Below are 15,446 nucleotides of genomic sequence, written 5' to 3'. Positions count from 1 at the left end.
TTATGCGAGCCGTTTGCTGGCACGGTGCTAACGATGTGCGGGTTGAAACCGTACCCGATCCAAAAATTCTCAATCCCCGTGACGCCATTTTAAAGATCACAGCCACTACTATTTGTGGCTCTGACTTACATATCTACGATGGCTACATTCCTTCGATGCAACCGGGTGACATCATTGGTCACGAGTTCATGGGAGAAGTGGTTGAAGTCGGTCAAGAAGTCAGGAAACTGAAGCGAGGCGATCGCGTGGTGACTTCTTCCATTATTGGTTGCGGACAGTGCTATTTCTGCCAACATCAAGAATGGTCATTGTGCGATAACTCCAATCCCAATGGCTGGATGCAAGAGCCTTTGTTTGGTCATGGAACGGCCGGTATCTTCGGCTATTCACACCTGTTCGGTGGCTACGCAGGCGCTCAAGCAGAATATGTGCGAGTGCCGTTTGCCGATTACGGATGCGTCAAAGTTCCAGACGGACTGAGCGACGAGCAAGCCTTGCCTGTCTCAGATGCGTTTCCCACAGGCTATATGGGAGCTGATCTTTGCAATATTAAGCCCGGAGATGTGATTGCGGTTTGGGGTGCAGGCCCAGTCGGACAATTTGCGATGCGGAGTGCTTACCTGTTGGGTGCAGAACGAGTCATTGCGATCGACAGAATTCCTGAGCGATTGGCGATGGCAAAGAACCACAGCAAAGCCGAAATTATTAACTACGAAGAGATTGATGCAGGGGAAGCGCTGAAAGAAATGACAGGCGGCAGAGGACCAGACGCCTGTATTGATGCAGTCGGGTTAGAGGCACATGGAACGGGCTTAATGGGCTTCTACGATGAAGCTAAGCAAGCGGTTCGACTTGAAACCGATCGTCCTCATGTACTCCGACAAATGATCCTGGCTTGTCGCAAAGGTGGCACGCTCTCCATCATGGGAGTGTATGCCGGATTTATCGACAAGATGCCAATGGGTGCAGCCTTTAACAAAGGCTTGAAAATCAACATGGGCCAAATGTATGGACAAAAGTACATGCCCAAATTGCTTGAACATGTTGTGAATGGTGATGTCGATTCGTCTGATGTATTTACTCATCAGATGCCCCTTACTGAAGCCAAACAAGCTTACGAAATGTTTAAGCACAAGCGGGATAACTGCATCAAGGTGCTGCTGAGGCCCTGATGCTACCGAAATAGATGTCTTGTCTGTCAAACAACAGACAAGACATCTTAGCTGCTGATTCAGCGTTGCTCATTGAAATGTTCAACTCGTACAACTTACCAAAACCTATAATTTACTAAAATCAATGACGCAACTACGCAAAACTCTAACCGTTCTATTAACTAGTGTGTTTCTATTTGTTGGCATTCTGTTTAGTACGAGCGACTATAGCCTCGCTGCCATTACCCCTTCGGAAGCTAAAACTATCATTCAGGAGTCGAGTAGTCCTCAAGAAGCAGGCGCAAAGCTGAGGGCTTCAGACTCCTCTGATAAGCTCCGTAATCGCGAGACGTTGGACACGGCAAAAGAAGTGAGAGAGCGGGTTGAGGCAGGCAAGCCCGATCGCAGAGATCCGCTCGTTAGCAACACCCAAAATAAATTTGAAGAAATTGCTGAGAACGTCAAGGAAAAACTCAACCTTGATGAGCCTATTTCCCAAAGTACAAAAGATTTTGGAAACGATATTAAGGGCAAAGCAAACGAAGTTTTGGGTAACTCTAACGATTAATTTAGGTATCACTAGAAAAATCAGCCGAGGATCCAGGTCTACTAAAGGTAAATTACAGGAGAAACTAAATAGATGAAAGCAGTTTGTTGGCATGGATCAAAGGACGTTCGAGTAGATACGGTTCCTGATCCTAAGATTTTGAATCCTCGCGACGCCATTATCAAAATTACGTCTACAGCGATTTGTGGTTCTGACTTACACCTATACGATGGTGTGATCCCAACCATGCAATCGGGTGACATTTTAGGACACGAGTTCATGGGCGAAATCGTCGAACTGGGTTCTGCTGTAAAGAACTTGAGTATTGGCGATCGCGTGGTTGTACCGTTTACGATCGCCTGCGGCAACTGCGCTTTCTGCCGCCGCGATAAGTGGTCATTGTGTGACAACTCTAACCCCAATCAATTCATGGCAGAAGCCCTTTATGGCTATTCTGCGGCAGGCTTATTTGGCTATTCGCACTTGTTTGGCGGCTATGCTGGTGGTCAGGCAGAATATGCTCGCGTACCCTTTGCCGATACAGGTTTGTTTAAAGTTCCTGAAGGACTGACGGACGAGCAAGTTTTATTCCTAACTGACGTGTTCCCCACCGGGTACATGGCAGCCGAAAATTGCGATATTCAGCCTGGGGACGTGGTAGCGGTCTGGGGTTGTGGCCCAGTTGGGCAGTTTGCCATCCGCAGCGCTTATATGCTCGGAGCCGAGAGAGTAATTGCGATCGATGAGGTTCCCGAACGCCTGAAAATGGCGAAAGAGCAGTGTGGTGCAGAAGTCATCAACTTTAAGGAAGTCGATGCAGGCGAAGCACTCAAGCAAATGACTGGAGGACGCGGACCTGATTCTTGTATTGATGCGGTCGGACTGGAAGCTCATGGTGCTGGGGTAGATGCGCTCTACGACTTAGCAAAACAAGCTGTTCGATTAGAAACCGATCGTCCAACGGCGCTACGGCAAATTTTGGTGGCGTGCAGCAAGGGCGGAACTGTCTCAATTCCGGGCGTCTATGGCGGACTGTTGGACAAAGTTCCGTTTGGGGCAGCGTTTAGCAAAGGTTTAACGATGAAAATGGGTCAAACTCATGTTCACAAGTATTTGCGCCCTCTGATGGAGCGAATTCAGAACGGAGACATTGATCCCTCTTTCATCATCACGCATCGTTTTTCGCTGGAAGATGCTCCCAAAGGATACAAGATATTCAAGGAGAAAAAAGAGGACTGTATCAAAGTTGTTCTGAAGCCGTAAATCTAAATATTAAAGTTGGCGAAGCCAATCGCAGATAGGGATGTTGTGTAAAACATCCCTATCGTTGCTTTAAACGTTATCAAACAGCATTAGTTTGGACATAGAGTCTAATCTAAATATAGAGTCTAGGCATAGGAGGTCTGAGGTGACTAATCGAGACAGTAAGCCAAATCGGCTGTGGCTCAGTATCTTTATGATGGGTATCGTTTTGCTGATCGCGGCAATTCTGTTTCTTCCGACCAGAAGCGCTCTGCAGCTTTCCATCCTTGCCCTCAGCATGATTTTGTTCGTCATCTCTGGCCTGATTGGAGCAGCAAGACCCTAACTCCGTCCTGTAATAGACAGTCCTTCTACAATCACGGAAGGGGTATGACAAGATCCATTCCAGTCTGCGTCTCCGCCCATCTCAACTAAACTTTTTAGCGCCGTGTAGACGCTTCCCGACAGCATCGTGTCTTTCACGCGACCGACGATTTGACCGTTCTGCACTCGGTAGCCCAAATCGACGTTGATGGAAAATTCACCCGAAATTCCGGCCCCACTGCCCAGCATCTGATCAAGAATTAACCCATTGTCTAACGTTGCAATTAGCTGATCAAGCGACTTCGACCCCGGTTGAATTAAGAGATTAAACAATCCCGGTGTGGGATAGCTACCCAACCCCGATCGAAAGCCATTGCCTGTTGTGCCGCTTCCTAAGGTTTTACCGACGGTGCGATCGGTGTAGAACAATTGCAGCACGCCACGATCGATAAATGTAATTGGTCGCGTTGGCGTTCCTTCATCATCAAACGGACAGCTAAACGGGCCAGAGGTGGGTTGCTGTGAGATGGTGATGGCATCTGAAGTGACTTGTTGTCCTAAGCGATCGCTCCAGGGAGATGCCCCTTCAATCACCTGCTTACCGTTTAATGCCGCTTGCACAGTGCCCCACAGCATATCTGCCGCTTTAGAGGTGAACAGAATTGGCACTCGCCCGGTTGGAGTCGAGGTATTCTCTTTTGCCCACTCCAACCGACGCAAAACCTGCTGTGCGATCGCGTCGGGGTTCAAGTTGCCCCGCTCAGTTTGTCCATCGCCTACATTGAGAAAGTCATCTCCGCGCACCCATTCCACTTCTAAGTAGCCGCTCAAGGTGGTGTCGGTGTAGCCGCAATCTAGCCCATTGGAGTTGATCAATCGAGTGGTCTCAGCTTCGCACTCCCACCCGCCGCCGCAGAGAACTTCTGGAAAGCGATCGCGCACGAGTTCGATCGCTTGTTTTCCCCATTCAACTAGAGTTTCGACTGTAACAGCGTCGCCCACATCTGGATAAATTTGTTTTGAAGCGGGAGATAATTCAATTTCTTCGGATTCGTTCAGGTCACTAATCGCGATCGCTCGATCCACGAGGGCTTGAGGCTCGACATCTCCATACGCTACCGCCAAACCCGGACGCCCTCTTTTCCAAAGCCTGAGTGCCGTTCCTTCTGCCTGAGCACTTTCGAGTTGCTTGAGCCGATTGGCTTCAAAATAAACGGGACGCGAAAGCGATCGCGACTGAAAGACTTCTGCGGCTTCTGCGCCCGATCGCAGCGCCAACGTTAATAACTGTTCAGATAGAGTGTGTTGAGCATTGCTAGAAGTCATAAAAAATTCTCAGAGCAAACGCTGGAACGACAAATGAGAAATCCCATTTCATCAAACCATGATTCGATTCCCCTATTTCCCCGATTTTAGGGAATGGTCTAGATTTTTGTGGAGGATGCTAAGTTGATGTCTTGCAGTAACCAAAATCCTGCAAAGGCTTCAATATCAGGGCTGGTTTGAATCGCGAGAAAGTGAACGCCGTTTGCTTGTTGTTTGGCAATCTCAAACTGTTCGGCTTCAGGTTTGGTTTGTTTATCTAAACTCGTAAGAAACCAGCGATCGCTGATTCCGGTTTCCAGCAGCAGCCGGTTGGGCAAGGCTGGATCAAATTTGATATCTGCGAGTTCTAATCCTGACAGCCAAGCTGCCATGGTTGTGGCGCGAGACGAGTAGATAATCAGTCCCGATACAGGGGTTTCTGCGTCCAGTTGGGCGAGCGTTAGCGGAAACGCTTCTCCAAACTCGATCGACCAGTCATTCATCTCTTGCAAGGCATTTGCAGGTAAGGTGGCAAATATCCATTTCTGACCCGTTAAGGCATCCGGTAAGGGCTGCGGGGGAGTAATAGGAAAGGCCACGGATGGAGTGGCAGCCGCCTGATAGCCAGGATGTTCTAGATAAACCGTGAGCAGGCGATCGTGCAGCCAGGCATTGAGCGCGTAGGTACGACGGCTCAGGTAAGCGGGGACATTTAATTCTTTGCAGGCCGTCATGATCATATTATTCATGGCCTGTCGAAAGAATCGGATTTTATCGGGCGGACTCGGAGCGCGAGATATCGCCTCTTCGATCGCGCTTGCCAGCCAAATTGAATTGACCTGGGAACTGGAACAGTACTCCGAAAATCGAAACAAGGTTTCGGGCTGGGCATCTACAGTGGTCGGGCTTTCACAAATTAACACTTCCCAAACTTTTTTCTTTTGCTCATCCAAGATTGGACGAGAGTAGTAATCGAGTTCCCAAATCGTAGTCATAAGTTAAAAGCGGGGGTGTCTTATAGCAATCCTATTGCAATTGGGTGATGGAAGTGCAATTTCTACAGAAGGCGATCGCACCTTGGCTGACCACAATCACACCTTGGAGCGTTAATTAATCGTTGTTTCTCACAACGGTGTATGCCGATGGCTACACGTGCTCGTGGGAAGTTCATTGAAACAAACTATAAAAATGAAACAGTGCCCGTAGAGATGTTTAACAGGCACTGTTCGAGAAAGCGGGAAGCGATCGCAAGGAAAACTGCTCTATTGTTTAACTGCCTAGCAAGTTTTTCCGGGCGCGATCTTGCCGCGATTCTGCCTCTTCCATCACCGTTGCCAGATTCTCCACCATCTCGCCCGGATGGTTCTCTAGCACTTTGGTTGACAACGAGATTCGACCTCTACCTTCATCGAGATCGACAATCATCGCCTTGATCGGCTGACCGACTTCTAAGAGGGCTGGAAGCGAGGCAATGAACTTTTGGCTGATTTGATTGATGTGCAGCAATCCGGTTGTGCCATCAAACTCAATGAATGCACCAAACGGTTTGAGACTTGTGACTTTACCTTCAATCAGTTGTCCGGCTTCGAGTTGGCTGAAGTTTTGAGCGCGAGCTGCGAGACGGTTAGATAAAACAATTTTGTTGCGATCGCGATCCAATTCTAGAAAGGTCACGGTCAGGGTTTGGCCTTTGAGGGCTTCCAAGTTCTCTCGCTCGACGAGGTGCGATCGCGGAATAAATCCTCGCAATCCTAAAACATCAACGGTCACACCACCTTTATTCATGCCCGTGACGCGCACCTGTACACTTTGGTTGCTGTCTTGCAGTTCTGCCAAGCGCTCCCAAATTTTTCGATACTCAAGCTGACGCAGCGAGATTGTCACCTGCCCATCTTCATTCTGTTCCCGAACAATCACGAACTCTCGCTCTTCCTGCAACGGCAGAATTGTTGAGACATCCGCCACTTGCCGAACACTCGCCTCTTCAACGGGTAAAAATGCTGGAGACTTTCCCCCAATATCAACCAATGCGCCACCGCTTTCATAGCTGTATGCTTTTCCTGTTACAACCTGACCCTTCTGAAACTGATAGTCGTGTTGCTCAAGGGCTTTGGCGAAATCTTCCATCGAGAAGGAAGCGTCGGGGGACTTAGATTGCATTGATTTTTCCATGACGAACAATTGAGATGCTTTTGAGGCACATTTGTCAACATCCAGTGTAGTATGCGCTTAGAAATTGGGAACGAAGAATTGATCCTTCAGCCCGATCAGAAGGGGTTCCCTTAATCTTGCTTCATAAATCTTTCTCAAGGGCGATGTGGCGCTATTACTTGGTCGTGGACGATATCAAAAGAGCTAGTGTATGCAACCTTCGCCATGAGATTTAAAACTGGAATTCGCCTGCTAAAAGACACAGTTCAGGAATGGAATGAAGATAATGTTCCGATGCTGGCGGCAGCACTAGCCTATTACACTGTATTTTCGTTAGCGCCCCTATTGCTGATTGCGATCGCGATCGCGGGTGCATTTTTAGGCGAAGAAGCCGCTCGGGGAGAAGTCGTCGCTCAGCTTCAAGGCATTGTTGGCAGACCTGCCGCAGACGCCATTTCTGCGATGATCGATAATGCGAACAAACCAAATTCGGGCGGTACGATCGCTACGATCATTAGCATTGGAATTTTGCTATTTGGTGCATCTGGCGTATTTGGACAACTCCAAATGGCGCTGAATATTATCTGGGAAGTGAAACCTAAGCCTGGACGAGCGGTAAAGAGTTTTATTCAATCCCGCTTCTTGTCGTTTGCAATGGTGTTAGTAATCGGATTCTTGTTACTTGTTTCACTAGTTCTTACGGCAATATTGGCTCTCATTAGCGGTTATTTTGGTAATTTTGTTCCTGGTTTTGTGATCGTTGGGAAAATTCTTAATTTCGTTATCTCTTTTGGAGTCATTACTTTTCTTTTTGCAGCCATCTATAAATTTCTTCCCGATGCGAAAATTCCTTGGAGCAATCTTTGGGTCGGGGCGGCTGTCACTGCAATATTGTTCAACATTGGCAGGTTCCTAATTGGGCTTTACCTAGAAAATGGTAGTGTCAGTTCTAGTTATGGCGCGGCTGGATCGCTGATCATCATCCTAATTTGGGTGTTCTATTCAGCCCAAATTCTGCTGTTTGGAGCAGAATTCACGCAAGTCTACTCCAAATATCGAGGCAAGCCAATTCAACCGTCGAAACACGCGGTTCCGACCTCACGACCCGATGCTTAAGTTGATCGCTCAATTACGCCCCCACCAAGCAGTACCTCTCCGTGATACCAAACGGCGGCTTGACCTGGAGTAATACTAAACTGCGGCTCATCAAACACAACTTGCACCCGCCCCCCTTCAAGCGGAACCACGATCGCTGGGGTGGCAGCCGAGCGATAGCGAATTTGCACCTCGGCTTTGATTGGGGTAGTAGGCTGAGAAATTGACACCCAGTTGACGCGCTGCACGGTGCAATCTGGACGAAATGCCGCATCCCGCTCTCCAACAATGACTTGATTCTTCACCGCATCTAAACCAATTACATAAAGCGGCTCGCTGTGGGCTATCCCAAGTCCTTTGCGCTGTCCAATCGTGTAATGATGCACGCCCTCATGCTGGCCGAGGACAGTTCCCGCGCGATCGACAATTTCGCCATTTTGGGGCGTGATGTACTTGTCAAGAAATGCTCGCATCGAACCGTTTGCTTCAACCAAGCACAGGTCTTGGCTTTCGGGCTTTTCTGCGGTGTGCAAGCCGAACTCACCCGCCATTTGGCGCGTTTCGGTTTTGCGCGTTTCTCCCAACGGAAACACCACATGAGCGAGAATCTCTTGGCTGAGATCGTATAAAAAGTAGGTTTGGTCTTTCGAGCGATCCACGGCTCTAAGAAGTTGGTGGCGTCCGGTCGCCGGATCAAATCGAGTCCGGGCGTAATGACCTGTTGCGATCGCATCAATACCCAACTGCTCACGGGCATACTTCAGCATCGGACCAAATTTGACGGCTTTGTTGCACTGCGAACACGGCAAGGGCGTAATGCCATCCCCGTAGCCAGACACCAAATAATCGACAATATTTTCTTGAAACACATCGCGAGTATCGACAATGTGATGCGGAATACCCAGTTCTTCGCAAAGCTTGGCGGCATCTACCATTCCTTCTGAGCAGCATTGTCCCTTGCCCTTCATTAACCAGAGGGTCATGCCTTCGACCTGATAGCCTTGGTCATGTAGAGTAGCAGCAGCAACAGAACTATCGACTCCACCAGAGAGCCCAACCACGACTTTGTTCATGGAAACCGAGAGAAAGAAAATATAGCTCTAGGCTAACACTGTTCGCTGAAGGTTGAATGAGGGGGTGGCAAGGCTCTGCAAGAAAGCGCCAATCCTAACGAAATAAATTAGCCGTAGGAAGCACAGAGAAAAAGTTGCTGAATTAACGGCTAATGTCCGTGTTACACTGCCGCTAAAATTTCATTGCGACGTTGTTTACTGAATCGGGGCAAAAACCATGGGGTGTGGGAGACAGGTATTAAGGGCGGTTCCGTTGGGAGTGCGCTTGACGGTGGCGACTATTTGTATGGGTGTAGCACAGATTGGTCTAGCACAGCCGCCAGTCGCCGCGCAGCAAACTCTGCCACCACCCCCCGTTCTAGTTCCAGCCCAGCCCGAAAGTTACCCCTCACCTCAAACCTATCCACCCCCTCAAACCTACCCCGTGCCCGGAGAACGAGTCTATACTCCACCCAGCGGAAGCTATTCGCAGCCGACGGTTGGACAATACCGGGTTTACGTTGATAGCAGTGATCCGTATCTGTTGCAGCAAATCAAAACGTTTGAACCTGGCGCGTTTTTTCAAACACTTGGCGGACGGCGCGTGATTCAGACAGGCACATATAACAGTGAGGCGAATGCCCGTCAGCAGGTGGCTTTGCTTGCCTCTCAAGGGATAAGGGCGAGCGTTACGACCCAATCAGGAGGGCAAATTCCCGGTGGAGGGGAAAGTCCGAGTGGCTATTACGCGATCGTACCGGGATCTCAAAGTGAATTACCTAGATTGCGCGATCGCGCGATTCAATTGGGTGTCTCTCAAACGGCAATCCGGCTGCGCGATCGCCCGATTGGTCCTCATATAGCCGTAGGTCCCTATGCCACTCGCAGCGATGCTGAAATTGTGAAGCAGTTTCTGCGCGATCGCCAGTTTGATGCGCGAGTTTTTTACGGTCGCTAAATCACTTGAGCGGCTACCCATCCGAGTCCCAACCCTAACCAAGCAACCAGCGTCAGCATAATTAGAGCTTGAACGCTGTTAAATTCTGCTGTTTGAATGTCGAGCCGTGCTAAGGACTCAGCCGAGAAAACCATGAAGAACGGCAGGAATAGCTTGAACCAGTTGAGCAAGATGGAAGCAAAAGCAGCCGCTCCGATCAAAAACGTGAACGCAACGGTGTCCGAGTTAAACCACTTGATCAGCATACGTTGCAGCCCCCGAATCGGACTCATCATCAAGATGGCCAGAACAAGCCCCCATGCGATCGCGATTCCAAATACCACAGGAGAATGAACGGATAGAATAAATTTACCAAAAATGGCATAGGCTACCATTAATAGCGACAGCGAAAGCCAAGGACATCTTCTACAAATTGAAATCATAGGTTGAAAACGAGAGGCGTTTACCCATTCATTAGTAACACGTTAACTCCCAACGTTAAGGCGTGCAGATCGTCGATTTTAGATTTTCGCTCCTCTCACCAAGGCGAGCATTTTTTATTTTTTAGAACCCTTTAGGAAACCTAGACCACTCGGTTTTGGCGAATACATTCTGCGTACCAGCGATAACTAGATTTTGGGATTCGCTGCTGCGTTTTGTAGTCGATGTAGGTGATGCCAAATCGTCGATCGTAGCCGTAAGACCATTCAAAATTATCCATCAAGCTCCAGACAAAGTATCCTTTGATCGGATAGTGCTCGACAGCAGCCCGATGAACACTTTGGAGATAGTGACGTAAATACAAAATGCGATCGAGATCAATGATTTCACCTGAAGGTTTTACTTGGTCTTGAGCCGCACAACCATTTTCAGTGATGTAAATTGGTAAATCCGGGCGATTCATTGTTTCGCTAACGTGACGAATCCCCCAATACAAGCTTTCTGGAACAAGCTGTAGCCAAGGCATATTCAGTGCAGGATAAGCTTTTGGAAAGTCGAGCCATTCACAGCCTTGCCAGTTATCAGCAGCGCGAATGTAGGTTCCTGTATAGATATTGAAACCTAAAAAATCAAGGGGTTGATGAATAGTTTTCAGGTCATCATCTTGAACATCCGGTGCATTGCTTCCAAGTTGTTCTAACAACGCTGGATGGTATGCTCCCGTTAATGCTGGATAAATCATTCCACCATTGCCACAGTGGTACGGAAAGGCTCGCTTTGCCGCTTCGATATCCTCTGCTGATTCGGTGAGCGGAACCGTGACTCCGAAGTTATCAACCAAAGCAATTTGCGCCTTCGTCGAGGCTGCTCGGATTGCTTGACATCCTAATCCATGTGCCAACAGCGCGTGATGCGATGTTTGCCAAACGTCTTTTTGAGATTTCACACGAGTTCCGGGCGCATGTTGAGGCGTTTTGCCCACGGCATATCCCATGTGTGTAAAACAAGATATTTCGTTGAGTGTCATCCAGTTTGTAATACGATCGCCCAATCGACTCACGACTGCTGTTGCATAGTCTGCGAAGTCTTGCGCCATTTCTCGACTGCGCCAAGAGCCGTATTTTTGCTCCAACGCCGCCGGGCTATCCCAATGAAACAGCGTCGCGTAGGGGGTGATGTTATGTTTGAGCAAGCGATCGACCAATCGCCTATAGAAATCAATTCCAGCCTCGTTCACCTTGCCTCGACCATCGGGAATAATGCGGCACCAAGAGACGCTGAAGCGATAATTCTGGATGCCCAACTCTTTCATCAGCTTGATGTCATCTTCGTAGCGGTGGTAATGGTCACAGGCGATCGCGCCCGTATGTCCTTTTACCGTCCGTCCGCGAGTCGCGCTAAAGGTATCCCACACACTCGGCTTGCGTCCGTCTGTTTCAGTGGCTCCTTCAATTTGATAGGCCGCCGTCGCTGCGCCCCACTGGAAGTCTTCTGGAAATTGATAGCTTGTCATAGCGAATCTAGTTTTTACGGTGAGCGCGGGTCTGAATGAGGAGCGCGATCGCAATTACAATCGACGGTGACAGTACAGCAATTAATACGGTAGTCAACGTTGGTGCAACGTTAAGAAACGGAGCAAGGTATTTGATAGCGATCGAGAGTGCTAACGAAGGAAGCACCACTTTGAGAATAAAAATAAACGTATCCATTTTGATTTTGGTGAACCATCTCGAACCTAACCGCAAATCTCTGAAGAATTGCTAATTCCTGGAAGAGCCACTTATCTACTCTCTACTGTTCATACTATTTGTTCATACTATTTTTCACCCGTTGTTTTTCGATATAGACAGGACTTACGCACTGGTGACATTAAGACACCGACCTTAAACGACACGAACCTAAACTTAATCATAGAAGCAACCTTCCTTACCTTAGAAGCAAGGTTCGTTACGCCAGAAGCAAGGTTCGTTACCCTAGAAGTAGGATTCCTTTTGGCAGAAGGAAGGTTCCTTACGTCGAAAGCGATCTTCCTTACCCTAGAAGCAACCCTCCTTACGCCAAAAGCAACCTTCCTTACCTTAGAAGCAAGGTTCGTTACGCCAGAAGCAACCCTCCTTACGCCAAAAGCAACCTTCCTTACCCTAGAAGCAACCCTCCTTACGCCAAAAGCAACCTTCCTTACCTTAGAAGCAAGGTTCGTTACGCCAAAAGCAACCTTCCTTATCACAGCGACTCTGTTTATAAAGACACTGCAACATCTGCAATGATTTGCGTAAGTCCTAGTAGAGCTTGGATCAAGCGATCTTTCAGAGTTTGGAAAAGCGAATCACTTGCCCATGAACAACACTGAGCGCCATCAGAATCATAATCATGGTTCAATTCACTCCATCCCTCACGCTCCAGCTTCCAAACGCGATAGGCGCAACCCACTACCGCAGTTTTATGAGCCCGCACGACTCTTAAAAACATTTTTTCAGGTAGAATCTGAAATTCCGTAAAAACACAGATGAGGTTTAGGTATCTGTCTGCAACTATAGTTACATAAGTCATTTCATTAGAGAGTATCAACTTTCACAGCTACCAGCCCAGTAGTGTCGCGCTACTGGGTTTTTTACTGGGCTTGGGCAGCTTCAGAAATGATACGGAATAGAGAGTGCAGCCAAGACTGAGAGACAATTGCCTTGCTTAAGAATTTAGGACTTAGGCCGCGATTCTTCGGAGTTTGGCAGAGCCGATCGCGCGTTGGCAGCAAATTTTGTTGGGTACTTTGGAAGAGGCTTCGCCTACGAATGTAGCGGATGCCTGCGGCAACACTCTGCAAGGAATAGATTAGTTACCACTATCTGTTTTTTGCAGAGGAGTGCTGGAAGCTACATCCGTTTCATCTACTACCCAATCTGCTGCCTGTTCTGAAATAGCTAACTGCACTTGCAATGAGCGCAGAGTACAACTCTGAAAAACGGCTACACCAAGCTCTGAAGAATTGCGTCATTCACCACATCTGGAGCTTCTGCCATGATCAAATGTCCTACGTCTGACACCGTGATGTGAGTACTATTTGGGTGCTGATGTTGCAGCCGCGCTAACCATTCATGCCCCATCACAGGCGGAAACATCGGATCGCTGCTGCCTGTGATAATCGTAATCGGGCAATCAAATTCGTGATGGCGTCCGTCGTAGCCCCAAAATGCTTCGATCGCTTCGTAGGGGTGAGGATCAGTCGGGAGATCATTAGACCGTTCAGGCTCATCGTCATCACTACTAAGAGCAGCAATTAACACGTGTTGCTGCCACCGATGGAGATGATGTCCAGCAACTCGCTCTGCGAAGCCCCAAAGGAGCGCAAAAAATTTGATCGCGGGAATTTCCCACCACGGCGTTAAATCGTGCGTGCCGCCTGCGATCGCAATGATGGCTCGCGTCGGATGGCGTTTTGCCCACTCCAAACCAATCGGAACGCCATAGCTATGACAACACAAAATTGGATTTTCAATCTGAAAGTGTCTCAGCAACCGCGTTAAATCGCGTCGATGTCGCCCCACCGAATAGCGCTGATAGCGCCCAGAGTCCCCATGTCCCGCCAAATCATAGGCAAGAACCGCCTGCCCAGACGCCCGAAAAAATTTCCATTGCAGCCGCCAATTGTAGCGACTGCCAAGCCCGCCATGAACAAAGACGATCGCGGGCAATCGTCCCGGCGCATAAGCCACTTGCAGGGCAACGCTCCGCAGTTGAATCTGCGTTCCTGCGAGTGTGATTGGCTCCTCTATCGCGGAAGAATACGGCATAAGCATTGAGGGCAAAACCAGATTAGCGCTTTCGTCTTGATGAGTACGAAAGCTTGCTTCGAGGAAACAGATACCGAATTGAGGCGAGAGCACATACGACAATGACACCGACCATCAAAAGCTCAAAAACCATAGGGCAACATCACAGTTTAGCGAATCTCAGGTTACTCAGTCTTAATGTACAGTTGTGCTTTGACATTTGCATGACTCTGTTATCGCGACGCTTTAACAGGCAGCAGGAGCGAGTCAATCCAAAATGCAATCCAAAATGCAAAGAGTTAACGTTTTGCGATCGCAGAAATGCTAAATGCCCCAGATGGTGCGATCGGTAGAGAAAATCGAAAAATACTGCCTTTGCCCAATTCACTCTCAGCTTGAATCACCCCGTTTTGCAACTCGACCAATCGCTGAGAAATGGCTAAGCCGATGCCCGTTCCTCCAGAGTGGCGATCGCGCGATCGATCCGAGCGCCAGAATCGCTCAAACACATGCGGCAGTTCTTCTGGCGCAATCCCTTGTCCGGTATCTTCGACGGCAACCCAAACTTGAGCCGTCGCCTCCCACGCCCGCAGGGTGACACTGCCTTCGGGAGTATAGCGCAGCGCATTACCAATTAAGTTAATCAAAATCTGTTCGACGCGCTCTGGATCAGCGAGAACGAGCGGTAGAGTTTGAGGACAGTCGAGCCTTAGACTCGGATTATCGTCCAATAGTTGATCGGAGAATTTTTGAATCAGGGAATTTAACAACGGGTAGAGATTAAGCGATTGCAGATTGATCGGCAAATAGCCCGCTTCTGCTTTAGACAATTCTTGTAGATCATTCACGAGCCTGCGAAGCCGCGTCGTTTCTTTGGCAAGACGGTGATAAATATCAGTCGAAGGCGCGATCGTGCCATCGCCCAACCCTTCCAAATAGCCTTCCAGAACCGTCAAAGGCGTTCGCAATTCGTGAGTCAAGTCACCAACCAATTCACGGCGGCGCTGTTCCACTCCTTCCAAGTCTTTTGCCATGCGATTAAAACTTTGAGCCAGACGATTCAGTTCAGGAATTTCGTTGGCCGGAACTCGTTCTTCTAAATGTCCAGAGGCAAAGCGGCGAGTGATCCGTTCCATCTGAATCAGGGGTTGCATAATGCGTTTGGACACCCAATAACTCAGCGCGATCGCAGAGGTTCCTCCAACAATGACTGACCAGAACGCGCCTCGACTCCACGCCGAATCAAATCCCTCTAAAAGTTGCCGTCGGGAATAGATCAAGTTAAAACCGTACCCTTGCAGCTTTTCAAGATGCCAAATAAATAGCTGCGGAGAATAAATTTTTCCGACCACCAACAGCGTACTGATGCCCACAATCATCACGATCATGTGGGATAAAAAGAGGCGCGTACTGAGGTTAATTCTGTTCATCTAA

At 48.6% G+C, this 15,446-nt stretch carries 17 protein-coding genes; 6 read left to right on the top strand and 11 right to left on the bottom strand.

Going from position 1 to position 15,446, the window contains the following annotated elements; all coding sequences use genetic code 11:
- Positions 1-2: 2 nt before the first annotated feature.
- The 4 genes from AC5I6P_RS29520 (at position 3) to AC5I6P_RS29505 (ending at position 3,286) form a co-directional block, all read left to right on the top strand.
- Positions 3-1,172 (top strand): zinc-dependent alcohol dehydrogenase, encoded by a 1,170-nt coding sequence (locus tag AC5I6P_RS29520; RefSeq protein ID WP_495697357.1) that lies wholly within the window; start codon positions 3-5, stop codon positions 1,170-1,172.
- Between the two features lie 124 nt (positions 1,173-1,296).
- Entirely contained in the window at positions 1,297-1,719 is a 423-nt protein-coding gene (locus AC5I6P_RS29515; protein ID WP_495697356.1) for a hypothetical protein, read from the top strand.
- Between the two features lie 72 nt (positions 1,720-1,791).
- Complete coding sequence (locus AC5I6P_RS29510; protein WP_495697355.1) at positions 1,792-2,961, top strand: zinc-dependent alcohol dehydrogenase; 1,170 nt, start codon at positions 1,792-1,794, stop codon at positions 2,959-2,961.
- A 145-nt stretch (positions 2,962-3,106) separates the two neighbouring features.
- The gene (locus tag AC5I6P_RS29505; protein WP_495697354.1) at positions 3,107-3,286 is read left to right on the top strand and encodes a hypothetical protein; all 180 of its coding nucleotides are present in this window, start codon (positions 3,107-3,109) and stop codon (positions 3,284-3,286) included.
- Here the strand turns inward: AC5I6P_RS29505 and AC5I6P_RS29500 are convergent.
- From AC5I6P_RS29500 to AC5I6P_RS29490, 3 genes are all read right to left on the bottom strand, one after another.
- Positions 3,283-4,590, bottom strand: a complete 1,308-nt coding sequence (locus AC5I6P_RS29500; protein ID WP_495697353.1) for a TldD/PmbA family protein — start codon at positions 4,588-4,590, stop codon at positions 3,283-3,285. The two genes, AC5I6P_RS29505 and AC5I6P_RS29500, sit on opposite strands and share 4 nt — an antisense overlap.
- Positions 4,591-4,688: 98 nt before the next feature.
- Positions 4,689-5,564 carry a Tab2/Atab2 family RNA-binding protein gene (locus AC5I6P_RS29495; RefSeq protein WP_495697352.1) on the bottom strand — a complete coding sequence of 292 codons (876 nt, stop codon included), beginning with the start codon at positions 5,562-5,564 and terminating at the stop codon, positions 4,689-4,691.
- A gap of 274 nt (positions 5,565-5,838) precedes the next feature.
- Positions 5,839-6,729: a S1 RNA-binding domain-containing protein gene (locus AC5I6P_RS29490; protein WP_495697351.1), complete on the bottom strand. Its 891-nt coding sequence runs from the start codon at positions 6,727-6,729 to the stop codon at positions 5,839-5,841.
- 216 nt (positions 6,730-6,945) lie between these two features.
- Between AC5I6P_RS29490 and AC5I6P_RS29485 the strand changes: the two genes are divergently transcribed.
- A complete protein-coding gene (locus tag AC5I6P_RS29485) occupies positions 6,946-7,836 on the top strand; it encodes a YihY/virulence factor BrkB family protein (RefSeq protein WP_495697350.1) in 891 nt (296 codons plus the stop codon).
- Here AC5I6P_RS29485 and mnmA read toward each other — a convergent pair.
- On the bottom strand, positions 7,833-8,888 hold the full coding sequence (gene mnmA / locus AC5I6P_RS29480; protein WP_495697349.1) for a tRNA 2-thiouridine(34) synthase MnmA: 1,056 nt from the start codon (positions 8,886-8,888) through the stop codon (positions 7,833-7,835). The two genes, AC5I6P_RS29485 and mnmA, sit on opposite strands and share 4 nt — an antisense overlap.
- 217 nt (positions 8,889-9,105) lie before the next feature.
- Here mnmA and AC5I6P_RS29475 point away from each other — a divergent pair, with 217 nt between their 5' ends.
- A complete protein-coding gene (locus tag AC5I6P_RS29475) occupies positions 9,106-9,825 on the top strand; it encodes an SPOR domain-containing protein (RefSeq protein ID WP_495697348.1) in 720 nt (239 codons plus the stop codon).
- Here the strand turns inward: AC5I6P_RS29475 and AC5I6P_RS29470 are convergent.
- The 7 genes from AC5I6P_RS29470 to AC5I6P_RS29440 all read right to left on the bottom strand — a co-directional run bounded on the left by AC5I6P_RS29470 (position 9,822) and on the right by AC5I6P_RS29440 (position 15,442).
- Complete coding sequence (locus AC5I6P_RS29470) at positions 9,822-10,199, bottom strand: hypothetical protein (protein WP_495697347.1); 378 nt, start codon at positions 10,197-10,199, stop codon at positions 9,822-9,824. The genes AC5I6P_RS29475 and AC5I6P_RS29470 overlap by 4 nt on opposite strands.
- Positions 10,200-10,387: 188 nt before the next feature.
- Entirely contained in the window at positions 10,388-11,758 is a 1,371-nt protein-coding gene (locus tag AC5I6P_RS29465; protein WP_495697346.1) for a GH1 family beta-glucosidase, read from the bottom strand.
- Between the two features lie 7 nt (positions 11,759-11,765).
- Positions 11,766-11,954, bottom strand: coding sequence for a hypothetical protein (locus tag AC5I6P_RS29460; RefSeq protein ID WP_495697345.1), 189 nt, complete (start codon positions 11,952-11,954; stop codon positions 11,766-11,768).
- 107 nt (positions 11,955-12,061) lie between these two features.
- Positions 12,062-12,472 (bottom strand): hypothetical protein, encoded by a 411-nt coding sequence (locus AC5I6P_RS29455; RefSeq protein ID WP_495697344.1) that lies wholly within the window; start codon positions 12,470-12,472, stop codon positions 12,062-12,064.
- Between the two features lie 11 nt (positions 12,473-12,483).
- Positions 12,484-12,795 carry a hypothetical protein gene (locus tag AC5I6P_RS29450; RefSeq protein WP_495697343.1) on the bottom strand — a complete coding sequence of 104 codons (312 nt, stop codon included), beginning with the start codon at positions 12,793-12,795 and terminating at the stop codon, positions 12,484-12,486.
- Between the two features lie 413 nt (positions 12,796-13,208).
- Positions 13,209-14,033, bottom strand: a complete 825-nt coding sequence (locus AC5I6P_RS29445; RefSeq protein WP_495697342.1) for an alpha/beta fold hydrolase — start codon at positions 14,031-14,033, stop codon at positions 13,209-13,211.
- Between the two features lie 278 nt (positions 14,034-14,311).
- Positions 14,312-15,442, bottom strand: a complete 1,131-nt coding sequence (locus tag AC5I6P_RS29440; protein ID WP_495697341.1) for a sensor histidine kinase — start codon at positions 15,440-15,442, stop codon at positions 14,312-14,314.
- Between the last annotated feature and the right edge of the window lie 4 nt (positions 15,443-15,446).

The organism is Myxacorys sp. (assembly GCF_059501405.1).
Note: the sequence above shows the minus strand (reverse complement) of the source record. Positions and strands in the feature narration are given on the sequence as shown.